The sequence below is a fragment of the Mycobacterium sp. NPDC050041 genome (assembly GCF_049541695.1).
In the GTDB taxonomy this organism is placed as follows: Bacteria; Actinomycetota; Actinomycetes; order Mycobacteriales; family Mycobacteriaceae; genus Mycobacterium.
This window is the reverse complement of the sequence record NZ_JBMVDG010000006.1, coordinates 137265-161055: the sequence shown is the minus strand read 5'-3', so window position 1 is coordinate 161055 and position 23791 is coordinate 137265. Positions and strand designations below refer to the sequence as shown.

The window sequence follows — 23791 nt, the reverse complement described above, 5'->3', positions numbered from 1 at the left end:
TCAGCCGGTACCGGAATCGCCAGCCGGCGACGTCATTCGATGCTTGGTCTCCAGTTCGGCGAGCGCACGCCGCAGCGCGGCGGCCTCGCCTGCGCCGACCCGCTCGACGAAGTGCACCAGTGCGGCCTCGCGGCTGCCGGAGTCGGTGACCTGGTCGAGGGCGTCGACCATCAGGCCCGCGACCAGCTCGTCACGGCCGTGCGTGGGGGCGTAGCGGTGCGCACGGTCGTCGCGATGCTGCACCACGAGGTTCTTCTTCGCGAGCCGTTGCAGGACGGTCATGATCGTGGTGTAGGCCAGATCACGCCGCGCCGACAGTGCCTCGTGCACCTGCCGGACGGTTTGGGGTTCGGGAGCGGACCAGAGGTGATCCATCACCTCACGCTCGAGCTCCCCTAGACGCGTCAACTTGGCCATGTTCCGTTCACTCTCCTGAGCAGTAGATCAAGGGTACTACGGACGTACTACCGTGCGTCGTATCCATCGCCGAAGACCAACTTCTTCTTTTGCGCGTTGCATTCCGGCTGAGGTCAACGGCCTCGTTCCACCGTCCTGTGAAACAGCTCACAGGCGGCAGCCCATGTTGCCTGGCCACTATAGTAAGGCTAACCTAACCCGTGAGGACGACACCCGGGAGGTGCAGTGACGGTACTGATCGACGATCCGCTGATCGCAGGCATGACCATCAGGCGGACGATGCCGTTACACGAGTCGTCCCGCCGGCTGCGCGAGCTCTATCCCGAGTGCCCCCGCGTCTACGGCGTCGCCGTGATGGGCGACCTCTCGCGTCGCCGGTGGTGGCCGCTGGCCGAGGCGCTCACCAGCGAGCGGCTTCAGGTGATGTTCGACATCGCGGCCACCGAGACCGGGAACCGGTCCGCGGTCGCCCAGCAGTTGGCGGCGACGCTGGCGCATGTGGTCATCGGCCGGGTGATCCCGCTGGTGGTGCTCGAGGGACGGGCGTGGGACACCGGCCTGGAGAACCTCTGGGTACACGTGGACTCCGAGGGCGCGATCGACTGGGTGGGCGTCGTCGACCCGACGCTGCGGGCGCTGCCCGACGACCCCTACTTCGGCCCCCGCCGCGGCCGACTGGGCCGGCAAGCCAGGCAGGGCATCGTCGCCCTGCCGAACGAGGCTGCGCTGACCACCTGGATCGCGCACCGCAGCCATCGCACCCTCGAACCGCTGTTCTCCCGGTTGGTGCAGATCAGCGGCGGGGCCATGACCGAGGCGGCGATGTGGCACATGGTCGGCGCCGCCGTGGTCAGCGCCGCCACCCAGGTACCCATGCTGGCGGGCTCGAGCGAGCTGACGAGCATGCGCCGCGGCCAGGCCGTGCTGGACGCTCTCGTCGGGTTCGGCCTGCCGGTGCGCGGCGCCGTGCGGACCGGGCGGGGGAAGGGCTTGCTTAATTAGGGCAGCCTTGCCTATTCTTCAGTCACGAGGCAAACGGACCGCGCCGGAGTCCTGAGGGCTGCAGAGACCCCCGGTCCCCTCGAGGGCGGGTCCCGCGCAACAGTGCGGGACCCGCCCGAATCTTTTGGTGCGCCGGACGTGTAGACATCCATGGGTGAGCACAGAACTGCCCGCCGGTCTCGGCGAAGGATTCGACACCGAACTGGGTCTGACCTACCTGGAGATGACACCCGACGGCGGCCGCGCGCAGCTGACCATCACCGAAAAGTTGTTGCAGCCGTGGGGAATCGTGCACGGGGGCGTCTACTGCGCGGTGATCGAGAGCCTGGCCAGTGTCTCCGCCCACGTGTGGCTGTCCGAGAACGGCGGCGGCACGGTGGTGGGCGTCAACAACAACACCGACTTCCTGCGCGCACTCCGATCAGGCACGGTCACCGCGGTCTCCACGCCGATCCACCGCGGCCGCCGCCAGCAGCTGTGGCTGATCACCATCACCGACGAGACCGACCGGACGATCGCCCGCGGCCAGGTCCGCCTGCAGAATCTCCCCGACGCCTGACCCTCCGCCGTCGAGCGCTGCTGAGCGTGCCGCGTCGTGGCAGGATCGCGCACTATGCGACTGACCCCGCATGAGCAGGAGCGGCTGCTCATCTCCTATGCCGCCGAACTGGCGCGGCGCCGGCAGGCCCGCGGGCTGCGGCTCAACCACCCCGAGGCCGTCGCCGTGCTCACCGATCACCTGCTCGAGGGTGCGCGGGACGGCCGCACCGTCGCGGAACTGATGGTCAGTGGACGCGACGTGCTGTCGCGGGAGGACGTGATGGAGGGAGTGCCGGAAATGCTCGAGGACGTCCAGGTGGAGGCCACTTTCCCGGACGGGACCAAGCTGGTCACCGTCCACCACCCGATCCCGTGACCATGATCCCGGGGGAGATCCTGCACGGCGACGGCGACATCGAGATCAACGAGGGCGCCGAGCGGGTGTCCCTCGACGTCGTGAACACCGGCGACCGACCCGTGCAGGTGGGCAGTCACGTGCACCTGCCGCAGGCCAACGCCGCACTCGACTTCGACCGGCAGGCCGCCCACGGCCATCGGCTCGACATCCCCGCGGGCACCGCGGTGCGGTTCGAACCCGGGGTGGCGCAGACGGTGTCGGCGGTGCCGCTGCGGGGGACCCGCGAGGTGCACGGGCTCAGCCTGACCCCGCCCGGCCGGCTGGACGAATCGTGAGCGGCCTGTCGCGGTCCCGGTACGCCGCACTGTTCGGACCCACCACCGGCGACCGGATCCGGTTGGCGGACACCGACCTGTTCGTCGAGATCACCGAGGACCGCAGCGGCGGACCGGGACTGGCCGGTGACGAGGCCGTGTTCGGCGGCGGCAAGGTGCTGCGCGAGTCGATGGGCCAGGGTCGCGCCACCCGCGCGGACGGCGCCCCCGACACCGTCATCACCGGCGCGGTGATCGTCGATCACTGGGGAATCATCAAGGCCGACATCGGCATTCGCGACGGCCGCATCGTCGCGATCGGCAAGGCCGGCAACCCCGACATCATGGACGGCGTACATCGCGACCTGGTGGTCGGGCCGTCGACCGAGATCATCGCAGGCAACGGCCGTATCCTCACCGCCGGCGGGATCGACTGTCACGTGCACTTCATCTGCCCGCAGATCATGGGCGAGGCGCTGGCGGGCGGCATCACCACGCTGATCGGCGGCGGCACCGGCCCGGCCGAGGGCAGCAAGGCCACCACGGTCACCCCCGGCGCGTGGCACCTGGCCCGGATGCTCGAGTCACTGGACTCCTGGCCGATGAACATCGCGCTGCTCGGCAAGGGCAACACCGTCAGCGCAGAATCGATGTGGGAGCAGTTGCGGGGCGGCGCATCGGGATTCAAGCTGCACGAGGATTGGGGCTCGACACCGGCCGCCATCGACGCCTGCCTGCGGGTGGCCGACGCGTCCGGAGTGCAGGTGGCGCTGCACTCCGACACCCTGAACGAGGCCGGCTTCGTCGAGGACACCGTCGGCGCGATCGCCGGCCGGTCCATCCACGCGTACCACACCGAGGGCGCGGGCGGTGGGCACGCACCGGACATCATCACCGTGGCGGCCGAACCGTACGTGCTGCCGAGTTCGACCAATCCGACCCGGCCACACACCGTCAACACACTCGACGAGCACCTGGACATGCTGATGGTGTGCCATCACCTCAACCCCAGCGTCCCGGAGGATCTCGCGTTCGCCGAGAGCCGGATCCGGCCGTCGACGATCGCCGCCGAGGACCTGCTGCACGACCTCGGTGCGATCTCGATGATCGGCAGCGACGCCCAGGCGATGGGCCGCATCGGTGAGGTGGTGCTGCGCACGTGGCAGACCGCCCACGTGATGAAGCGCCGCCGCGGCGCCCTGGCCGGAGACGGTGCGGCGGACAACAACCGGGTGCGCCGCTACGTGGCGAAGTACACGATCTGCCCGGCCGTGGCGCACGGGCTGGATCACGAGATCGGCTCCGTCGAGGTCGGCAAGCTCGCCGACTTGGTGCTGTGGGAGCCCGCCTTCTTCGGTGTCCGGCCGCACGCGGTGATCAAGGGCGGGATGATCGCGTGGGCGGCGATGGGTGACGCGAACGCGTCGATCCCCACGCCACAGCCCGTGCTGCCGCGCCCGATGTTCGGCGCCGACGCGCGTGCCGCAGCCGCCACCTCGGTGCACTTCGTGGCGCCCCAGGCGATCGAGGACAGGCTGGCCGACCGGCTGGCGGTCAGCAGGCGCCTCGTCGCGGTGGGGGATGTGCGCGGTGTCGGCAAGACGGACATGCCGCACAACGACGCGATGCCCCGTATCGAGGTCGACCCGGACACCTTCACGGTGCGCATCGACGGTGACGTCTGGCAGGAACAGCCCGCCGCCGAACTGCCGATGGCCCAGCGCTACTTCCTCTTCTAGCCCATGACCGCACTCACCACCCTGCTGACGCTGGCCGACTCGCGGCTGCCCACAGGAGGGCACGTGCACTCCGGCGGCGTCGAGGAGGCCGTCACCGGCGGGCTGGTGTTCGACCTGGCCACGCTGCGCGCATACCTGGTGCGCCGCATCCGGACCCACGGCCTGGTGACCGCGTCGCTGGCGGCGGCGGTGCACACCGGCACCTGCACGGTGACCGAGGCGGACCATGAAACCGACGCCCGCACACCGGCTCCGGCGGCCCGCGCGGCATCGCGGGCGCAGGGCCGCGGGCTGGTGCGGCTGGCGCGCCGGGTCTGGCCGGGCGCCGACTGGCAGGCGCTCGGGATCAAGCCGCACCTCGCTGTGGCCGCGGGAGCGGTGGGCGCGGCGAGCGGCCTGAGCGCCGAGCACACCGCGGTATCGGTGGTGTACACGACCATGACGGGATCGGCGACCGCTGCGCAGCGACTGCTGGCGCTGGACCCCGGCGACGTCGCCGCCCTGACCTTCGCGCTGTCGGCACTGTGCGACCAGACCGCCGCGACGGCCGCCAAAGAACTCGCCGATCTGTCCGACCCGATGCTCGACGTGCTCGCCGAACGGCACGCCCAGCGCGAACGACCGTTGTTCTCCTCGTGACTCGACTACCGATAGGCCCTGTATGCCACCGCATTTCCTGGACGGCCAACCGCACGAGCACCGCGACCGCCCCCGCCGCGAACGAACGCCCGGGGAGCCGCTCCGGATCGGCGTCGGCGGACCCGTCGGCTCCGGCAAGACCGCACTGGTGGCCGCGCTGTGCCGCCAGCTACGCGACCAGCTGTCGCTGGCCGTGCTCACCAACGACATCTACACCACCGAGGACGCCGACTTCCTGCGCCGCAACGCCGTGCTCCCCGACGAGCGGATCGCCGCGGTGCAGACCGGCGGCTGCCCGCACACCGCGATCCGCGACGACATCACCGCCAACCTCGACGCGATCGACGACCTGATCGCCGCGCATCATCGGCCCGACGCCCGCCTCGACCTCATCCTGGTGGAGTCCGGCGGCGACAACCTGACCGCCACCTTCTCCTCCGGACTGGTCGACGCGCAGATCTTCGTCATCGACGTGGCCGGCGGGGACAAGGTGCCGCGCAAGGGCGGACCCGGCGTCACCTTCTCCGATCTGCTGGTGGTCAACAAGACCGATCTCGCGCCGATGGTCGGCGCCGATCTCGACGTGATGCGCCGGGATGCGGCCAAGGTGCGCGGCGACCGTCCCACGGCGCTGATCTCGCTGACCGAGGACCCCACGGCGGGTCCGGTGCTCGCCTGGGTGACCGAACAACTGCGTGCTCCGGTGCCCTCGCCCACACCATGAGGTCCGACGTCGCCATCATCGCCTGCCCGGGCCGTCCGCCGCGACTCGAGTGCAGCGGGGGACTTGCCGCCCGCCGCACCGGTCCCGACACCGTGCACCTGGTGTCGGCGGCCGCCACACCGCTGGGCGGCGACCTGATCTGCGTGCGCGTCGTCGTCGAACCCGGCGCGCGACTGCGGGTGCGCACCGCCGCGGCGACGCTGGTGCTGCCCGGACCCGGAACGCCGGAATCGGTGGCCCACTGGGACATCGAGTCGGCGGGCGAGCTGGACGTCGACCCGCAGCCGACCGTGGTGGCCGGCACGTCGCGGCACGTCACGCTGACGCGGCTGCGGTTGACCGGAGCCGGGCGGGTCCGGGTGCGCGAACGGATACAGATCGGCAGAACCGGTGAGCGACACGGCTTCTGGTCGGGGTCCCTGCACGCCGACCTGGACGGCACGCCGATGCTGCGGCACCGCATCGAACTGGGTGACGACACCGTCGCCGACGACGTCCTGGGCGCGCCACGCGCGTGCGTGAGCGAACTGACCTACCCAGACCGTGCGGAGAGCGCGAAGGGCACCGAGCTGGCGCTCGCCTCCGGCGGCTGGCTGTCGACCTGGCAGGGGGAGCGGCTGACTAGCTAGCCGCCTGCTCCCTCTCCCGTTCGGTCTCCGTCACCGCCGCCGCGATCTCCTCGAGTTCCTCGATGCGGGTACGGGCGTAGGCCTGCTGTTCGGTGATCGTCAGCTGGCCGCGGTTGCGGCCGAGGAAGGTCACCGTCCACGACAGCAGCGTGACGATCTTGGTCTTGAAGCCGACCAGGTAGACCAGGTGCAGCACCAGCCACGCCAACCAGGCGATGAAGCCGCCGAATTCCAGCGGGCCGACCTTCGCCACGGCGTTGAACCGCGAGACGGTGGCCATCGAGCCCTTGTCGAAGTACTCGAACGGCTCGCGGAACGCCGGATTGGCGCCCTTGATCTCGTTCTTGATCAGCCGCGCAGCGTACTTGCCGCCCTGGATCGCGCCCTGGGCCATGCCGGGCACACCGTCCACAGCCGCCATGTCGCCCACCACGAACACGTTCGGGTGGCCGGGCAGCGACAGGTCGGGCTGCACCTTGACCCGGCCCGCCCTGTCGAGTTCGACACCCGACTGCGCAGCGAGGTCCTTACCGAGCGGGCTCGCCGAGACACCGGCAGACCACACCTTGCACGCCGATTCGATGCGCCGGACGCTGCCGTCGGGATCCTTGACGGTGATCCCGTTGCGGTCGACGTCCGTCACCATCGCGTTGAGCTGGATCTCCACGCCCATCTTCTCCAGCCGGGCCTTGGCCTTGTTGCCCAGCTTCTCGCCCATCGGCGGCAACACCGCGGGCGCGGCGTCGAGCAGGATCACCCGCGCCCGGGTGGAGTCGATGTGGCGGAACGTGCCCTTGAGGGTGTGGTCGGCCAGTTCGGCGATCTGACCGGCCATCTCGACACCGGTGGGCCCTGCGCCCACCACCACGAACGTCAGCAACTTCGCGCGCCGCTCCGGGTCGCTGGACCGCTCCGCCTGTTCGAACGCGCCGAGGATGCGCCCACGCAACTCGAGCGCGTCGTCGATCGACTTCATGCCGGGCGCCCACTCGGCGAAGTGGTCGTTGCCGAAATAGGACTGGCCGGCGCCCGCGGCGATGATCAGGCTGTCGTACGGCGTCGCGTAGTCGTGGCCCAGCAGTTCCGAGTGCACGAGCTTGTTCTCGAGGTCGACGTGGGTGACGTCGCCGAGCAGCACCTGTGCGTTCTGCTGCTTGCGCAGCACCACCCGGGTCGCGGGCGCGATCTCGCCCTCGGAGATGATCCCGGTCGCCACCTGGTACAGCAACGGCTGGAACAGGTGGTGCGTGGTGCGTGCGATCAGTTTGATGTCGACGTCGGCACGCTTCAGGGTCTTGGCGGCGGTCAATCCGCCGAACCCCGACCCGACGATGACGACCTTGTGCCGGTCGGACACGGTGGCTCCGGGGTGGCTCATCTGCAACTCCTCGACGAACGTCTTCTCGTTCAGTACAACCACTAGGCTAGTGGGCGGGCATCCCGCAGGCGCGGTGAGATAGCGCACCGCACCGACTGTTTACCCAGCCAGCATCGGCTTCAACGCGGCGGCGACATCCGTTATGCGCCCGGGGTGATACCCGTCGATGTTCGTGACCGGGCTGAGGATGACACCGTCGACCCCCGCGTCGAGCACCTTGGTCTTGACCTGTTCGGCGATCTGCTCGGCGCCGCCGAACGCCACGCGGTCCTTGAAGTCGTCGGGAACCATGTCGGCCGTGACGTTGTCGTCGATCAGCGCCATCACCAGCATGCTGGTCTCCAACGTCGCCGGGTCACGGTCGATCTTTTCGCAGGCCTCCTTGACCACCTGCACCTTGCGGGGCAGCTCGTCGAAGCCCGCGATGATGTTGAGGTGGTCGAAGTGCTTGGCCGCCAACGGAATCGTCTTCTTCTCGCCACTGCCGCCGATCATCAGCGGGATGTGGTCACGCAGGCGCGGCTCGGCCATCGCCTCCTGCGTGCGGTAGTACTTGCCGGAGAAGGTCGGCCGCTCGCCGGCGAGCATCGGCAGGATGATCTGCAGCGCCTCGCCGAGCTTGTTGAACCGGTCGGTGAAGGTGCCGAACTCGTAGCCGAGCTGGTCGTGCTCGAGCTCGAACCAGCCGGTACCGATGCCCAGTATCGCCCGGCCCTGGCTGATCACGTCGAGCGTGGTGATGGCCTTGGCCAGCAGGGTGGGGTTCCGGTAGGTGTTTCCGGTGACCAGTGTGCCGAGCTGGACACGCTCGGTCGCCGTGGCCAGACCGCCGAGGGCGGTGTAGGCCTCGAGCATCGGCTGGTCGGGGCTGCCCAGGCCGGGCAGTTGATAGAAGTGGTCCATCACGAAGACCGAGTCGAAGCCCGCGGCCTCGGCTTCCTGGGCCTGCGCGATGACGGTGGGGAAGATTTCGGCAACGCCGGTGCCGTAGGAGAAGTTGGGGATCTGGAGTCCGAGTCGAATCGTCACTCCGTCGACCCTAACGCGCTAGCCGAAGTTCGCCAGCGCACCCCGGCTGACGTGCAGCGTCTGTCCGGTGATGTGCCGCGCCGCGGGCGTGCTCAGGAACAGCGCGAGCCGGGCGAACTCGTCGGCGACCGACGGCGGGGTGGTGCTGAGGCCGTCGTAACCGGCTTCGGCGCTGCGACCTGAGGCCACGGCGTTGACGGTGATCCCTCGGGTGCCGAAATAGGTGGCCTGACCGGCGGTCCACTCGCCGAGGGCGGCCTTGACCGCGGCATCGGCACTTCCGGGGCGCGGGCTCTCCGGCACGACGTTGACGATCGAGCCACCGGAGCGCAGGTGGTCGCCGACGATCTGGGTGGTCAGCACGGCCGACAGCACCGTGGCGTCGAGCGCTGCGCGCCACGCCGCCGCCATGTCGGCGAGCGAGAACGTCCGGGGGTCGCCGGGCTGCCAGCCGGGCGCCGGGACGTTGACCAGGGCATCGAGGTGATGCGGGAACAGCCCGCGCGCGTCCTCGAGGCTGGCCGGGTCGGTGTTGTCGAACAGGATCGAGTCGACGTCGAGTTCCTTGGCGGCGACCTCGAGCTCGTCGCGGCGCGCCCCGGCGATGACCACGGTGTGGCCTTCGGTGCGGAAGCCGGCCGCGATCGCGCGTCCCAGATCGGTGTCGCCTCCGGTGACCAGCACGTCCATCGGTTGACCTCCTCGTCGCGGTGACCCGCGCGCGGTGGCGCGCCGATCAAGCGCCGATGTTACTGGACGGTAGCTAGCGCGGGAAATCCGACGCGCGAGCAACGGGACACGCCTCGGTAACGACGATGATCCGCGGCGCGATTCACTGAACAGACCGCCCGTCGACCGACCAGTCCGGGCAGCCACCGGGACCGGCGCGGCGCCCCGGGGAGTCGGCTTGTCAGCAATCTCGCTGGAATGCCCTGAACTGCCCCGATTCAGACACAGCAATCGTCCATTAGAACACTTTTTAATCAACTCACACTTGCGTCACGGCGGTAACACGGTAGTTTCTTCTCCATGGAGCAGCCGGACGTGACTTCCGCACGACGACGTAAGAGTCTCTCGACGGCGCTGGCGCTCGCGGCATCGACGAGTGTCGCCGTGGCGGCACTCACCCTGCCGACGATCGCCAACGCGCAGCCCGAGCCCTCGCCGCCGCCACCCCCACCGGCGCAGGGGAACACGTTCCTGGGGCAACCGCCGCCTCCGCCGAACGCGCCGCCTCCGCCGCCCGCGGACCCGAACGCGCCGCCTCCGCCGCCCGCCGATCCGAATGCGCCGCCACCCCCGGCGGCCGATCCGAACGCGCCGCCACCTCCGCCCGCGGACCCGAATGCGCCGCCGCCTGCTCCGGCGGACCCCAACGCCCCGCCAGCTCCCGAGGCCGGCCGGGTAGACAACGCCGCGGGCGGTTTCAGCTACGTGGTTCCCGCCGGCTGGAAGGTCTCGGACGCGACGCAGCTGTCCTACGGCCAGGCGCTGCTCAACCGGATCGCGCCCGAGGGCGCGGAGCCGCCGAGTGACACCAGCGTGCTGCTCGGCCGGTTGGACCTCAAGCTGTTCGCCGGCGCCGAGGCCGACAACACCAAGGCCGCGCAGCGTCTGGCGTCCGACATGGGCGAGTTCTTCATGCCGTTCCCGGGCACCCGGCTCGGCCAGGAGACCGTTCCCCTCGATGCCGCGGGCATGCCCGGTGTCGCGTCGTACTACGAGGTGAAGTTCACCGACGCCGCCAAGCCGACCGGCCAGATCTGGGCCGGGGTGGTCGGCCAGCCCACGCCTGCGGGCACGCCGCGCGGGCAGCGCACCCCGGAGCGCTGGTTCGTGGTGTGGCTCGGCTCGGCGAACAATCCCGTCGACAAGGGCGCCGCGGTGGCGCTGGCCAACTCGATCCGGCCGTGGTCACCGCCGCCGCCCCCGCCGGCCGACGCACCGCCGCCTCCGCCCGACCCCAACGCGCCTCCGCCGGACCCGAACGCGCCGCCGCCGCGGCCGGGCGTGGGCGTCGCCGTGCCGGTCGATCCGAATACGGCACCGGAGATGCGTCCGCCGTCCTGATCACGAGCTGACCCGAACGGGCGCTGCGAACGTCGAGCAATCGACCGCGGCGCCCGTTCGGCATGAGTGGGCCTCCCACCGCGTCGACTCTGGCGCGCGGGGCGCGAAAATGCGAGTGGCGAGCGCACAGGACGCAGACTCGACATGCGTCCGCCTGCCTGCGCGACGATTACATCGACAGGTGCCACACCAGGGCCGCGGCGAGCGCGCCGAGCCCGTTCAGCGACCAGTGCAGCGCGATGGGGGCGAGCAGGCTGCCGCTGCGACGGCGCAGCCAGGTGAAGACGAATCCGGCCACCCCGGTGGCCACGACGGCCAGCACCACCCCGGCGACCGTGCCCCACACCCCTGCGCCGAACAACCGGGTGAAGCCGACGTTCTCGCTGGTCAGACCAAACGACGTGGCGATGTGCCACAGCCCGAACAGCAGCGACCCGGCGGCGGCGACGCCCCGGAACCCCCACGCCCGGGTCAGCGCACCGTGCAGCACGCCCCGGAATGCGAGCTCCTCGGGGATGACCGTCTGCAGCGGGATCACCACCATCGAGGCGATCAACGCGCCGGAGATCGTCGCGTAGTTGTTGTTCATGAACATCGGCCGCGTCCACGGCAGCAACGCACCGATGGCGACCACCGTGAACACGAGGCCCACCGCGGCGGCGGCGTAGCCGGCGCCGGTACGCCAGTGCTCCCGGCCCAGGCCCAGTTCGGTCCAGCCGAGGCCGCGCGCGCGCACCAGGAGCATGAGCCCGATCGCCGCGGCGGGAACCGTCGCGATACCGGCCCACGGCGTGGTGAAGTGCGCGACGAGATTGGTCGCCACCAGGACCGCCACCACCACGGCGATGTCCACGTACACGTGGAGCCGCCGCGGCGCGGTGAGGTCGGCGTCGGCCGGCGCCGCGGCAAGGTCAGTCATTTGCGGTGATTCTACCGGCGCCGGCCGGGTGCCCTAGTCGGCCGAACCGTCGTCCGGTTCCCAGGTCCACCCGGAGATGGCCGGATCGTCCTCGCCGTGCTCGCGGGTGTAGCGCCGCGCCGCCAGCCGGGTGTCGGCCATCTCCTGGCGCAGTTCCGCCGCCCGGGTGCCCAGCCCCTCGACCCGGTCGATCACGTCCATCACCAAATGGAACCGGTCGAGGTCGTTGAGCATCACCATGTCGAACGGCGTCGTGGTGGTGCCGCGCTCCTTGAATCCGCGCACGTGTAACTGCGCGTGATTGGCGTGCCGGTAGGTCAACCGATGGATGAGCCACGGATAGCCGTGATAGGCGAAGATGATCGGCTTGTCCTCGGTGAACAGCGAGTTGAACTCGCGGTTCGACAGGCCGTGCGGGTGCTCCGACTCGGACTGCAGCCGCATGATGTCGACGACGTTGACCACGCGAACCTTCAGTTCCGGCAACCGTTTACGCAGGATGTCCGCTGCGGCGACGGTCTCCAGCGTGGGGATGTCACCGGCACAGGCGAGCACGACATCGGGTTCCTCCCCGCCGCCGTGGCTGCCCGCCCACTCCCAGATCCCGGCGCCTCGGGTGCAGTGCGCGATCGCCTCGTCCATCGTCAGGTAGTTCAACGCCGGCTGCTTACCCGCGACGATCACATTGATGTAGTGCTTGCTGCGCAGGCAGTGGTCGGCCACCGAGAGCAGCGTGTTGGCGTCCGGCGGCAGGTACACCCGCACCGCCTCGGGCCGCTTGTTCGCGACGTGGTCGATGAATCCCGGGTCCTGGTGTGACGCGCCGTTGTGGTCCTGGCGCCACACGTGGGACGTCAGCAGGTAGTTCAGCGACGAGATCGGCCTCCGCCACTCGAGCTGGGCGCTGCTCGACAGCCACTTCGCGTGCTGATTCAGCATCGAGTCGACGATGTGGACGAACGCCTCGTAGCAGTTGAACAGTCCGTGCCGACCGGTCAGCAGATACCCCTCCAGCCAGCCCTGGCAGAGGTGCTCGGAGAGCACCTCCATCACCCGGCCGGACGGCGCCAGGTTCTCGTCGTCCGGATCGAGCTCCGCCATCCACGCCTTGTCGGTCGACTCGAACACCGGCGACAACCGGTTCGACGCGGTCTCGTCGGGTCCCATCAGCCGGAACCGGTCCGGGTTGCGGACGATGATGTCGCGCAGGAAGGTGCCGAGCACCTTCGTCGCTTCAGCGGACTCCGCCGCCGGCGCGGGCACGTCCACCGCGTAGTCGGTGAAGTCGGGCAGGTCGAGGTCACGCCGCAGCACCCCGCCGTTGGCATGCGGGTTCGCGCTCATCCGCCGGTCACCGGCCGGCGCCAGCGCCCGCAGTTCGGGTCGCAGGTGGCCGTCCTCGTCGAACAACTCCTCGGGCCGGTAGCTGCGCAGCCACTCCTCGAGCTGGGCCATGTGCTCAGGGTTGGAGTGCGTCTCCGACAGCGGCACCTGATGCGCCCGCCAGGTGCCTTCCACCTTCTTGCCGTCCACCTTCTCCGGGCCGGTCCAACCCTTCGGTGTGCGCAGCACGATCATCGGCCACAACGGCCGGCCCGCCTCGCCGTCGAGCCGGGCGGCCCGCTGGATCGCGGCGATCTGATCGAACGCCTCGTCCAGCGCGGTGGCCAACTGCTGGTGCACGTTCGCGGGGTCGTCGCCCGCGACGGTGATCGGCCGGTAGCCGTAGCCGTAGAACAGCGCTTCGAGTTCCTCCTGCGGAATGCGGGACAGCACGGTCGGGTTCGCGATCTTGTAGCCGTTGAGGTGCAGGATGGGCAGCACCGCGCCGTCGGTCACCGGATCGAGGAACTTGTTGGAGTGCCAGCTGGCGGCCAGCGGGCCGGTTTCGGCTTCGCCGTCGCCGATCACGCAGGCCACCACCAGGTCCGGGTTGTCGAAGGCGGCGCCGTAGGCGTGCACGAGCGCGTAGCCGAGCTCGCCGCCCTCGTGGATCGAGCCCGGCGTCTCGGCGGCCACATGGCTGGGGATCCCGCCGGGAAAGGAGAACTGCCGGAACAGCTTTCGCATCCCGTCGACGCCTTCGGCGATGCCGGAGTAGACCTCGGTGTAGGTGCCCTCGAGGTAGGCGTTGGCCACCAGTCCGGGTCCACCGTGACCGGGGCCGGTGATGTAGATGACGTCGGCGTCCCGCTCCCGGATGATGCGGTTCAGATGGGCGTAGACGAGGTTGAGCCCCGGCGTGGTGCCCCAGTGGCCGAGTAGCCGGGGCTTGATGTGTTCGGCGGCGAGGTCCTCGCGCAGCAGCGGGTTGTCCAGCAGGTAGATCTGGCCGACGGACAGGTAGTTGGCGGCCCTCCAGTAGGCGTTGATCAGGTCCAGTTCGTCGTCGGTGAGGGTGGGGGACAGCGACTCGTCGGTCATCTGGCTGGTCATCTGGCTCATTCTGGTCACGGCGGGTGAACTTCGGGTGCCGACCGTCTACCCGAACACGTGATCTTCAAGCGGATCCGCGCACGCACTAGCCTGTGGCGGTGCGGACACTGCTGGCCTCGCTGCGGGTGCTCGACGCCGGCGACGCCGATTCCGACGGGATCGGCCGCATGTACGCCGATCTCGGGGCCGACGTGCTGAAAATCGAAACCCCCGGCGGTGCTGCCGACCGGGACGCGCGGCCGGCGATCGCGGGGTCGAGCATCGCGTACGCCGTGCACAACGCCGGCAAGCGCGGCGTCGTGCTGGACCCGCGGTCAGCGGCGGACCGCACCCGGTTCGCGCACCTTCTCACCGGCGCCGACATCGTGGTGGACAGCGGCCGACGCAGCCGGCTCGAGGCGTTCGGGCTGCCTGCGGGGACGGTCGCGGCCCGCTGGCCGCATCTGGTCGTGCTGTCGGTCAGCGACTTCGGCGCGACGGGCCCGCGGGCATCGTGGCGGGCCACCGATCCGGTGCTCTACGCGCTGTCCACGGCTTTGTCGCGGTCCGGCCCGACAGCCGGTGCGCCGGTGCTGCCCCCCGCGGGCCTGGCATCGGGGACGGCTGCCGTGCAGGCGGCCTGGGCGGCTCTTGTCGCCCACTTCCACCGGTTGCGAGGCGGGCACGCAGAGCACATCGACTTCTCCCGATTCGAGGCGGTGGTGCAGGCACTGGACCCACCCTTCGGGTCGGAAGGCCAGGCCGCGGTGGGCCGCAAGCGTTCCGCCGAACTGTGGCGGGGCCGGCCCCGCAACCAGCAGATCTACCCGATCTTCGGATGCGCCGACGGCCACGTGCGGATCTGCCTGCTCTCGGCGCGGCAGTGGCGCGGGATGTGGCGGTGGCTGGGCGAACCCGAACGGTTCGCCGACCCGTCGTTCGAGACCATTGCTGCCCGCTACGCCGCGTCGGAGGCACTCAACGCGGCGATCGCCGAACTCTTCGCGTCGCGGTCCGTCGCGGAACTGGTCGAGCAGGGCCAGGCCCGCGGCGTGCCGATCGCGGCGGTGCTCACCCCCGCCGAGGCGCTGCGGTGTGAGCATTTCCGCGCGGTCGGCGCGCTGTCGGTCATCGAGCCGGTACCCGGCAGGCGGCTCGATGTGCCCGCAGGACCGTTCGTCGTCGACGGGGAGCACGTCGGTCACCGGCGCGCAGCATCCACCCTCGATCACCCCGGATCCGGTTGGCGCACAACGCCGTCACCGGCCCCGCCGACGGCCGATCGACCGCTGCGCCCGTTCGACGGACTGCGCATCCTCGACCTCGGGGTGATCGTCGCCGGCGGCGAGCTGGGCCGGCTCTTCGCGGATCTCGGCGCCGAGGTGATCAAGGTGGAGAGCGCGGCGTACCCCGACGGGCTGCGGCAGACCGCGCCGGGGCAGCCGATGAGCCGGTCATGGGCGCTGACCCACCGCAATGAGTACAGCCTCGGTGTCGATCTGCGGCACCCCGCGGGCGCCGAGGTGTTCGCGGGCCTGGTGGCCGGGGCCGACGCCGTGTTCGCGAACTTCAAGCCGGGAACCCTCGACGCGCTGGGGTTCTCCTACGACCGGCTGCGCGCACTGAACCCCCGCATCGTGCTTGCCGAGAGCAGCGCGTTCGGCGCCACCGGCCCGTGGAGTGCACGCATGGGCTACGGACCGCTGGTGCGTGCGAGCACGGGCATCACCCGGCTCTGGAGCGACGGCACCGCAACCCCTTTCGACGCGACCACCATCTTCCCCGACCACGTCGCGGCCAGGATCACCGCCATCGCCGCGCTCGCTGCGCTCATCGACCGCGACCACTCCGGAACCGGTGCGCACGTGCACATCTCGCAGGCGGAGGCCGCGGTGAATCAGCTGGCCGTCACCTACGTCGCGCAGGCCGCGCACGCCGCCGGGCTGCCGGTCGACGACGACGGCGGCGTGCACGGCGTCCACCCGTGTGCGGGCGACGACGAATGGTGTGTCGTCTCGCTGCGCACCGCCGCCGACCGCCGGGCGGTGGCCGGCCTCGTGGGTTCGGCCGAGCCGTCGGCGATCTCGGCGTGGACCGCCGTCCGCGACAAGGTCGAGGTGGCCGAGACGTTGCAGGCGTCGGGAGTGCCTGCCGCACCGATGCATCGGCCGGCCGACGTGCTGGCCGACCCGCAGGTCCGGCACCGCGAGCTGTACTCCGAGATGACCCACCCGCTGTTCGCGATGCCGATGCCGACCGAGACCGGCCCGACCCGGTACCGGCACATCCCGCCCGCCGAGTTGCGGCCGGCGCCCATGCCGGGCGAGCACACCAGGGAGATCTGCCAGAAGGTGCTGGCACTCGACGTCGCCGAGGTGGACCGGCTCATCGCCGAGGGCGTGCTGTTCACCACAGCCGGGCGACCCTGACGCCGGATCGACCCGGCGATCCGGCATGCTGTCCCCATGCCTGTCGCCCCCGCCACGCCGGTACTCATCGGATACGGCCAGGTCAACCAGCACGACGAGAATCCCGCAGTGGAACCCGTCGATCTGATGGCCGCCGCGGCGCGCTCCGCCGCGGACGCCCGGGTGCTCGAGGCGGTCGATTCCGTGCGCGTGGTGAACCTGCTGTCCTGGCGGTACATCGATCCCGGGCTGCTGCTCGCCGAACGGATCGGCGCAGGCGGCGCCGCCACCCGCTACTCGGGCATCGGCGGCAACGTGCCGCAGACCCTGGTCAACCAGGCCTGCCTGGACATCCAGGACGGCAAGGCCGGTGTGGTGCTGATCGCGGGCGCCGAGACCTGGCGCACCCGTGGCAGGTTGAAGCGCCGCGGTGAGAAGGCTGACTGGACGCGACAGGACGAATCGCTGCCGACACCGCCGGGAGCCGAAGACGTGCCGATGGCCGGCGACGCCGAGATGCGCATCGAGCTGGGACGGCCCGCCCACGTCTACCCGATGTTCGAGCAGGCGGTGCGGATCGCGACGGGGGAGGACCCGGAGTCACACCGGCGCCGCATCGGTGAACTGTGGGCGCAGTTCAGCGCGGTGGCCGCGGGAAACCCGCACGCGTGGAGCCGTGAACCCGTTGTCGCAGAGGATATCTGGCGGCCCGGTCCGACGAACCGGATGATCAGCTGGCCCTACACCAAGCTGATGAACTCGAACAACATGGTCGATCAGGGCGCGGCACTGATCCTGACCTCGGTCGAGCAGGCGCGGCGGCTGCAGGTGCCCGAAGAACGCTGGGTCTTCCCGTACGCCGGCACCGACTCCCATGACACGTATGCGATCTCGGAGCGCTCGGAGTTCCACAGGTCACCGGCGATCCGGATCGCGGGTCGTCGGGTGCTGGTGCTTGCGGGCACCGATCTCGACCGGATCGACCTCGTCGACGTCTACTCGTGCTTCCCGTCCGCCGTGCAGGTGGCCGCCGCCGAACTCGGACTGCCGGTGGCGGACCCCGCGCGGCCGCTGACGGTGACCGGCGGGCTGACGTTCGCCGGCGGGCCGTGGAACAACTACGTCACGCACTCCATCGCCACCATGGCCGAGCAACTGACCGCCGGACGCGGCAGACGCGGCCTGATCACCGCCAACGGCGGCTACCTCACCAAACACAGCTTCGGTGTCTACGGCACCGAGCCGCCCGCACACGAATTCCGTTGGCAGGACGTACAATCCGAGGTCGACCTGGAGCCCACCCGGACCTCGCTGGTGGAGTGGTCCGGCACCGGCACCGTCGAGGCGTGGACCACCCCGTTCGACCGCGACGGCGCACCCGAGAAGGCCTACCTCGCCGTACGGACGCCCGACGACGCCCGCACCCTCGCGGTGATCACCGACGCCGGCGACGCGGCCGCCACGGTGGAGGGTGACATCGCCGGTGTCAAGGTCACGGTGCGCGAGGACGGCACCGCGGCGCTGCTGTAGCGGCTAGCGGATCGTGTAGCCGCCGTCGATCACCAGGTCGGCGCCGTTGATCATCGCCGCCGCGTCGGACGCCAGAAAGACCGCCGCCGCGGCGATCTCGTCGGGGTAGGCGAAGCGCCCGGTGGGGATGAGCTTCTTCATCGCCTCGCCCCGCGGTCCGTCCCAGGCCTTGCGCCCCAGTTCGGTGAGGACGACCGTCGGTGAGATCGTGTTCACCCGGACGCCGCGGCCCGCCCACTCGGACGCCAGCACCTTCGAGACGCCGACCACCCCGAACTTGGACGCACAGTAGGCGACGTGCTGGTCGAGGGCGACGCTGGCGGCCTGGGACGCCATGTTCACGATGACCCCACGACCGGCCGCCAGCATCCGGTTGCCGACCGCCTGGCACATCAGGAAGGTGCCCTTGAGGTTCACGTCGATCGTGGCGTCCCACGCGTCGGGCGTCAGTTCCTCGGCGGGCGCGAGCATCACGATGCCCGCGCTGTTGACCAGCACGTCGATGCGCCCGAAGCTCGCCATCACCTCCTCGACGACGGCAAGGACCGACCCGGCGTCGGAGACGTCACAGCCGAAACCCCTGCTGTCCGCTCCGAGTGCCTGCGCCGCTGTCTGCGCGCCCGACGCGTCGAGGTCCACCACCGCGATCCGGGCGCCCTTCGCGGCGAGGGCCGCGACGATCGCCGCGCCGATGCCGGACGCCCCACCGGTGACCAGCGCGACCTTTTCGTCGAGCCGGAAGTCGAGATCCACTGCAGGAGAGGTCATGTGGTGTCACACCCTTTCATTCGTTCGATCAGTCGAGTAGCGCTGCCGCGATGTCGCTGTCGGTGACGATCGCCGTGACCAGCCCGGAGCAGAGCACCGCCCTGGTGGCGGCGATCTTCTCGGCACCGGTGACGATCGCGATCCGGGTCGGGATCGCCCGCAGCGCTGCTTCCCCGATGCCCATCCTGCGGTCGTCCAGGCCCGGCACACGCTGGCCGTCCTCGTCGAGTAGCAGCGCACACGTCTCGGCGCACACCCGCGCCTTGCTGAACCGCGCGACCTCGGCTGCCGTCAGCGACAGGTGGGTCTGCGACGCTCCGGGCTTCCACGCCCCGACCGACACCAGAGCGCATGTGACATCCGGATACCGGCCCACCGTGGCCCGGATCTGCTGGTTGCCCCGCAGCGCCTCGGCGGTGCGGCCGTCCTGGACGACGAGGGGGGCGTACAGCGGCCAGGACTGCCCGCCGCTGACCTCGCTGATCCGCCGCACCAGATCGAGGCCGTTGCCGGTGATGGCGCCGGCCATGCCGCTCAGCTGGACGACGTCGCATCGCGGCAGCGTCGTCAGATGGGGCGCGATGTGGGCGAGCGTGCGACCGCAGTCGACCCCCACCACGTCGCCGTCGCGCAGGATCGACTGCAGCAGTTCGGCCATCGCCTTGGCGACCGCCTGGACCCGGTCGGCCGTGTTGCGGGAGTCGGTCGCCACCGCGTACACGTGCTGGAGGCCGAACCGGCGCTGCACCGCGGTGGACAGGTCGACGTCGACCGATCCCGGGTTGTGGATCTTGATCTCGACCATGCCCGATTCGAGGGCCTCGTCCAGCATGCGGGTCACCTTGAAGCGGGACACCCCGAGTTCTTCGGCGATCTGGATCCTGGTGCGGCCCTCCAGGTAGTACCGGCGCGCCACCAGCGCACGCTCGAACAGTTCGTCGGGCCCCATGCCGCCCCTCCCACGTCCGCCGCGGACGTCCCGTGCACATATGTGCAGAGCCGTTGACATATGAGCATAGTCCAGAGCATGATCCACCTCACAAGCGAGCGGGAGAGTGTTCCCGCCCACACGGCGGAGGAACCCGGTGCGGTTCGTCCGGAAAGGGCTGACTGGCATGACGGGATCGGCGGTCTGCGAGTCGCCGCTTCCGCGGTCCGGCCCGACGTCGACGGAGATGCCATCGTGAGCAGCGCGGTGCTCGAATGTGCCGGAGTCACCAAGAGTTTCGGTGGCGTACCGGTCCTGCGCGGGGTGACGCTGACCCTCGAACCAGGCACGGTGACCGCACTCGCCGGCGAAAACGGCGCCGGCAAGTCGACGCTGATGAAGATCATCAGCGGCCAGTACCACGCCGATGCCGGGACGGTGTCGGTGCGCGGCGCCCACCTTGCTCCTGGCAATCCGAGGGACGCCGTGCGCCACGGTGTGGCCATCGTGCCGCAGGAACTGGCCTCGATCGAGGACATGACGGTCTACGAGAACCTCTTCGTCGGCCGGGAGATCCGCCGCGGCCCGTTCCTGAACCGGCGGGCGATGATCGCCGAGGCGCGCGAGACGCTCGCCGTCTTCGACGTCGGCATCTCCCCGACGGCCCGGATGGGCAGCCTGCCGGTCGGATTGCGCCAGATCGTGGAGATCGTCAAGGCCGCCCGCACCGGCGCACAGGTGGTGATGCTCGACGAGCCCACCTCGGCGATCTCCGAGCGTGAGGTGGAGGGTCTCTACTCCATCGTGCGCAGGCTGCGCGAACACGGCGTGGCGATGGTCTACACGACGCACAAGATGGCCGAGATCCGCGCCATCGCCGACCGCGCCGTGGTGCTGCGCGACGGCGGCCTGATCCTCGACGCCCCGATCGCCGACGTGACCGACGACGACATCGTCACCGCCATGATCGGCCGCGAGCTCGACGCACTCTTCCCCGACCGCACCGAACCCGGTACCGAGAAGGTGCTCGAGATTCGGGACCTGCACGTCGACGGCGCGGCCGAAGCGGTGTCGTTCTCCGTGGCCGCCGGCGAGATCCTCGGACTCGCGGGCCTGGTGGGCGCGGGGCGCACCGAACTCCTCGAGGCCGTGTTCGGCGCCCGGCACACCACTGCCGGCGACATCGTGGTGCGCGGCAGGCCGGTGAAGCGCAACGCTCCCGCCGCGGCGATCGCCGCCGGGATGGCGATGGTCCCCGAGGACCGCAAGATCTCCGGCGTGGTGCTGTCGATGAGCGTGCTGGACAACGGGTCACTGCCCCGGTTGTCGTCGTTCAGCGTCGCGGGATGGCTGCGCGGAAAGGCCCGCACCAAGGCGGTGTCCGACGTGATGTCCTCGGTCCGCCTGCGCAGCCGGGGACTGAACCAACAGGTCGGGACGCTGTCGGGCGGCAACCAGCAGAAGGTGGTGCTGGCCCGCTGGCTGACCGGCGACGTCAACGTGCTGCTGCTCGACGAGCCCACCCGCGGCGTCGACGTCGGCGCCCGCAGTGAGATCTACCGCATCATCACCGAATTCGCCGCCGCCGGGATGGCGGTGGTGATGGCGTCGTCGGACATGCCCGAGATCATCGGGTTGTCCCACCGGGCCTTCGTCATGCGCGGCGGCGCGCTGGTCGGAGAGCTCGACCGGGAGGCGCTGGACCACCCGTCGGTACAGGAGTCGGTGTTCCGGATGGCGACCGCGCTGGATGGACCGGGCGACCGGATTCCCGCTGGATCAACGGAGGAGGACACGTGAGCACCCCCACCGGCACCGAGGAGGACGCGGGCCAGGCAGGATCGGCTACGGTGACCTCGCCGATCACCGGCGAACCGGTCAAACTGTTCTCCCGGGCGTGGCTGAGCGGCCTGGCACTGCGGTACTCGATGGTCATCATCATGCTGCTGGTGATCGCCTACTTCAGTTACCGCAGTGCGCGATTCGGCACCGTCGACAACCTGGTGACCATCCTCGTCGCGGCGGCGCCGTTCGCCCTCATCGCGCTCGGGCAGACGCTGGTGGTGCTGACCGGAGGGATCGACCTCTCGGTGGGCAGTGTCATCGCGGTGTCGGCGATGGCGGGAGCGGCGACGGCGAAGGCCAACCCCGGCCAGGTGTGGATGACGGTTCTGGTGGCCATGATCGTCGGTCTCGCGGTCGGCTCGTTGAACGGAATCCTGGTGTCCCGCCTCAACGTCCCCCCGTTCATCGCCACCCTCGGGACGCTGACGGCGGGCTCCGGCATGGCCTACGTGATCGGTGGTGGCGCGCCGATCAACGGACTGCCCGCGGAATTCGGGTCGATCGCCAACACCAAGATCCTCGGCCTGCAGATCCCGGTGCTGGTCATGATCGTCGGCATCGTGGTGCTGGCGGTGGTGATGAAGCGCACCACCTACGGCATGCGGGTGTATGCGGTCGGCGGCAACAGGTCGGCGGCCGAGATCGCCGGCATCAACGCCAAGAACGTCCTCTTCAGCGTCTACGCGCTGTCGGGTCTGCTGGCCGGCATCTCCGGGGTGATGCTGGCCTCGCGGGTCATCTCGGGGCCACCGAACCTCGGGCAGGGATACGAACTCGACGCGATCGCCGCGGTGGTGATCGGCGGCGCGAGCCTGATGGGCGGACGCGGCACGGTGTGGGGAACGGTGCTGGGGCTGTTCATCATCCAGACGCTCAACAACGGGCTCGACATCCTCGTGGTGCCCGCGTACTGGCAGGACGTGATCAAGGGCGTGCTCATCGTGGCGGCGGTGGCCGTCGACGTCTGGTCCACCCGAAGACGGACATGACCGGATTCGCACGCCCGACACAGGCAGTTTTCCTTCGATCAACGAGAGTGAGAGACGTCATGGGACTGGGAACGAAGTGGGCCGCCGTCGGCGCCGCCGGTGTGCTGGGGTTGGGGCTGACCGCCTGCGGGGCCGGCGACACCGAGGCCAACAGCGACAGCACGAGGATCGGCGTGTCGGTCTACGACATGAGCTCCTTCATCACCGCGGGCAAGGAGGGCATGGACACCTACGCCGAGGCCAACAACATCGAGTTGGTCTGGAACTCGGCCAATCTGGACGTCTCCACCCAGGCCAGTCAGATCGACTCGTACATCAACCAGGGCGTCGACGCCATCATCGTGGTGCCGGTGCAGGCGGACTCGCTGGGACCCCAGGTGGCCTCGGCCAAGGCGAGGGGCATCCCGCTGGTGCCGGTCAACGCCGCGCTGGAGAGCAAGGACATCGCGGGCAACGTCCAACCCGACGACGTGGCGGCCGGGGCGCAGGAGATGCAGATGATGGCCGACCGCCTCGGCGGCCGCGGCAACATCGTCATCCTGCAGGGACCGCTCGGGCAGTCCGGCGAACTCGACCGCAGTGAGGGCATCGAGCAGACGCTGAAGAAGTACCCCGACATCAAGGTGCTGGCCCGCGACACCGCGAACTGGAAGCGCGACGAGGCCGTCAACAAGATGAAGAACTGGATCTCGGGCTTCGGCAACCAGATCACCGGTGTGGTCGCGCAGAACGACGACATGGGTCTGGGCGCCCTTCAGGCCCTCAAGGAGGTGGGTCGCAGCGACGTGCCCATCGTCGGGATCGACGGCATCGAGGACGGCCTGAACGCCGTGAAGAGCGGCGAATTCATCGGCACGTCACTGCAGAACGGCACCGTCGAACTGGCGGCGGGTCTCGCGGTCGCCGACAAGCTGGTCAAGGGGGAGCAGGTCAACACCAATCCCGTGTACATCATGCCGGCGATCACGAAGGACAACGTGGACGTCGCGATCCAGCACGTGGTGACCGAGCGGCAGAAGTTCCTCGACGGTCTGCCGGATCTGATCAACCAGAATCTCAAGACCGGTGACATCGCCTACGAGGGCATCCCGGGCCAGAAGCAGCCCTAGCGGGCACGAACTCGGGACCGGTCACCACGGTGGCCGGTCCC

General features: G+C 69.8%; 22 protein-coding genes. 14 read left to right on the top strand and 8 right to left on the bottom strand.

All coding sequences use genetic code 11. From position 1 onward, the window contains the following. On the bottom strand, window positions 1-417 hold the full coding sequence (locus tag ACPCHZ_RS19635; protein ID WP_364983662.1) for a BlaI/MecI/CopY family transcriptional regulator: 417 nt from the start codon (window positions 415-417) through the stop codon (window positions 1-3). Window positions 418-642: 225 nt separating this feature from the next. On the opposite strand from ACPCHZ_RS19635, the gene ACPCHZ_RS19630 reads away from it, so the two are divergent. From ACPCHZ_RS19630 to ACPCHZ_RS19595, 8 genes are all read left to right on the top strand, one after another. After that, window positions 643-1419 (top strand): iron reductase, encoded by a 777-nt coding sequence (locus ACPCHZ_RS19630; protein WP_423486259.1) that lies wholly within the window; start codon window positions 643-645, stop codon window positions 1417-1419. 154 nt (window positions 1420-1573) lie between these two features. Continuing rightward, window positions 1574-1978, top strand: coding sequence for a PaaI family thioesterase (locus ACPCHZ_RS19625; RefSeq protein WP_423486258.1), 405 nt, complete (start codon window positions 1574-1576; stop codon window positions 1976-1978). Window positions 1979-2032: 54 nt separating this feature from the next. Continuing rightward, entirely contained in the window at window positions 2033-2335 is a 303-nt protein-coding gene (locus ACPCHZ_RS19620) for an urease subunit gamma (RefSeq protein WP_264011829.1), read from the top strand. Between the two features lie 2 nt (window positions 2336-2337). After that, entirely contained in the window at window positions 2338-2652 is a 315-nt protein-coding gene (locus tag ACPCHZ_RS19615; RefSeq protein WP_364984157.1) for an urease subunit beta, read from the top strand. Next, window positions 2649-4370 carry an urease subunit alpha gene (locus ACPCHZ_RS19610; RefSeq protein ID WP_423486257.1) on the top strand — a complete coding sequence of 574 codons (1722 nt, stop codon included), beginning with the start codon at window positions 2649-2651 and terminating at the stop codon, window positions 4368-4370. Before ACPCHZ_RS19615 ends, ACPCHZ_RS19610 begins: the two co-directional genes overlap by 4 nt. Window positions 4371-4373: 3 nt before the next feature. After that, on the top strand, window positions 4374-5009 hold the full coding sequence (locus ACPCHZ_RS19605; RefSeq protein ID WP_423486256.1) for an urease accessory protein UreF: 636 nt from the start codon (window positions 4374-4376) through the stop codon (window positions 5007-5009). 22 nt (window positions 5010-5031) lie between these two features. Then, window positions 5032-5733, top strand: coding sequence for an urease accessory protein UreG (gene ureG / locus ACPCHZ_RS19600; protein WP_423486255.1), 702 nt, complete (start codon window positions 5032-5034; stop codon window positions 5731-5733). After that, the gene (locus ACPCHZ_RS19595) at window positions 5730-6362 is read left to right on the top strand and encodes an urease accessory protein UreD (protein WP_423486254.1); all 633 of its coding nucleotides are present in this window, start codon (window positions 5730-5732) and stop codon (window positions 6360-6362) included. Before ureG ends, ACPCHZ_RS19595 begins: the two co-directional genes overlap by 4 nt. Here ACPCHZ_RS19595 and ACPCHZ_RS19590 read toward each other — a convergent pair. The 3 genes from ACPCHZ_RS19590 to ACPCHZ_RS19580 all read right to left on the bottom strand — a co-directional run bounded on the left by ACPCHZ_RS19590 (window position 6355) and on the right by ACPCHZ_RS19580 (window position 9459). Continuing rightward, window positions 6355-7740 (bottom strand): NAD(P)/FAD-dependent oxidoreductase, encoded by a 1386-nt coding sequence (locus ACPCHZ_RS19590; RefSeq protein ID WP_364984161.1) that lies wholly within the window; start codon window positions 7738-7740, stop codon window positions 6355-6357. The two genes, ACPCHZ_RS19595 and ACPCHZ_RS19590, sit on opposite strands and share 8 nt — an antisense overlap. A gap of 99 nt (window positions 7741-7839) precedes the next feature. Beyond that, entirely contained in the window at window positions 7840-8769 is a 930-nt protein-coding gene (locus ACPCHZ_RS19585; protein ID WP_423486253.1) for an LLM class F420-dependent oxidoreductase, read from the bottom strand. A gap of 18 nt (window positions 8770-8787) precedes the next feature. After that, complete coding sequence (locus ACPCHZ_RS19580) at window positions 8788-9459, bottom strand: SDR family oxidoreductase (protein WP_423486252.1); 672 nt, start codon at window positions 9457-9459, stop codon at window positions 8788-8790. Window positions 9460-9798: 339 nt separating this feature from the next. Between ACPCHZ_RS19580 and ACPCHZ_RS19575 the strand changes: the two genes are divergently transcribed. Then, the gene (locus tag ACPCHZ_RS19575) at window positions 9799-10839 is read left to right on the top strand and encodes an APA family fibronectin-binding glycoprotein (protein ID WP_423486251.1); all 1041 of its coding nucleotides are present in this window, start codon (window positions 9799-9801) and stop codon (window positions 10837-10839) included. 169 nt (window positions 10840-11008) lie between these two features. Here the strand turns inward: ACPCHZ_RS19575 and ACPCHZ_RS19570 are convergent, their stop codons facing one another. Further along, complete coding sequence (locus tag ACPCHZ_RS19570) at window positions 11009-11758, bottom strand: lysostaphin resistance A-like protein (RefSeq protein ID WP_423486250.1); 750 nt, start codon at window positions 11756-11758, stop codon at window positions 11009-11011. A 33-nt stretch (window positions 11759-11791) separates the two neighbouring features. Next, window positions 11792-14182 carry a phosphoketolase family protein gene (locus ACPCHZ_RS19565; protein ID WP_423486409.1) on the bottom strand — a complete coding sequence of 797 codons (2391 nt, stop codon included), beginning with the start codon at window positions 14180-14182 and terminating at the stop codon, window positions 11792-11794. A gap of 110 nt (window positions 14183-14292) precedes the next feature. Here ACPCHZ_RS19565 and ACPCHZ_RS19560 point away from each other — a divergent pair, with 110 nt between their 5' ends. After that, entirely contained in the window at window positions 14293-16602 is a 2310-nt protein-coding gene (locus ACPCHZ_RS19560) for a CoA transferase (RefSeq protein ID WP_423486249.1), read from the top strand. A 36-nt stretch (window positions 16603-16638) separates the two neighbouring features. Beyond that, window positions 16639-18111, top strand: coding sequence for an acetyl-CoA acetyltransferase (locus tag ACPCHZ_RS19555; protein WP_423486248.1), 1473 nt, complete (start codon window positions 16639-16641; stop codon window positions 18109-18111). Window positions 18112-18114: 3 nt separating this feature from the next. Here the strand turns inward: ACPCHZ_RS19555 and ACPCHZ_RS19550 are convergent, their stop codons facing one another. Together ACPCHZ_RS19550 and ACPCHZ_RS19545 are read right to left on the bottom strand one after the other, a co-directional pair. After that, the gene (locus ACPCHZ_RS19550; RefSeq protein WP_423486247.1) at window positions 18115-18879 is read right to left on the bottom strand and encodes an SDR family oxidoreductase; all 765 of its coding nucleotides are present in this window, start codon (window positions 18877-18879) and stop codon (window positions 18115-18117) included. 28 nt (window positions 18880-18907) lie between these two features. Beyond that, entirely contained in the window at window positions 18908-19828 is a 921-nt protein-coding gene (locus tag ACPCHZ_RS19545) for a sugar-binding transcriptional regulator (protein WP_423486246.1), read from the bottom strand. Window positions 19829-20062: 234 nt separating this feature from the next. Between ACPCHZ_RS19545 and ACPCHZ_RS19540 the strand changes: the two genes are divergently transcribed. From ACPCHZ_RS19540 to ACPCHZ_RS19530, 3 genes are read left to right on the top strand one after another with little or no spacing between them, the layout of a single operon-like run. Next, the gene (locus ACPCHZ_RS19540) at window positions 20063-21607 is read left to right on the top strand and encodes a sugar ABC transporter ATP-binding protein (protein WP_423486245.1); all 1545 of its coding nucleotides are present in this window, start codon (window positions 20063-20065) and stop codon (window positions 21605-21607) included. Next, on the top strand, window positions 21604-22641 hold the full coding sequence (locus ACPCHZ_RS19535) for an ABC transporter permease (RefSeq protein ID WP_423486244.1): 1038 nt from the start codon (window positions 21604-21606) through the stop codon (window positions 22639-22641). The genes ACPCHZ_RS19540 and ACPCHZ_RS19535 overlap by 4 nt, the downstream gene beginning before the upstream one ends. 59 nt (window positions 22642-22700) lie before the next feature. Further along, a complete protein-coding gene (locus tag ACPCHZ_RS19530; protein ID WP_423486243.1) occupies window positions 22701-23750 on the top strand; it encodes a substrate-binding domain-containing protein in 1050 nt (349 codons plus the stop codon). Window positions 23751-23791: the final 41 nt, after the last annotated feature.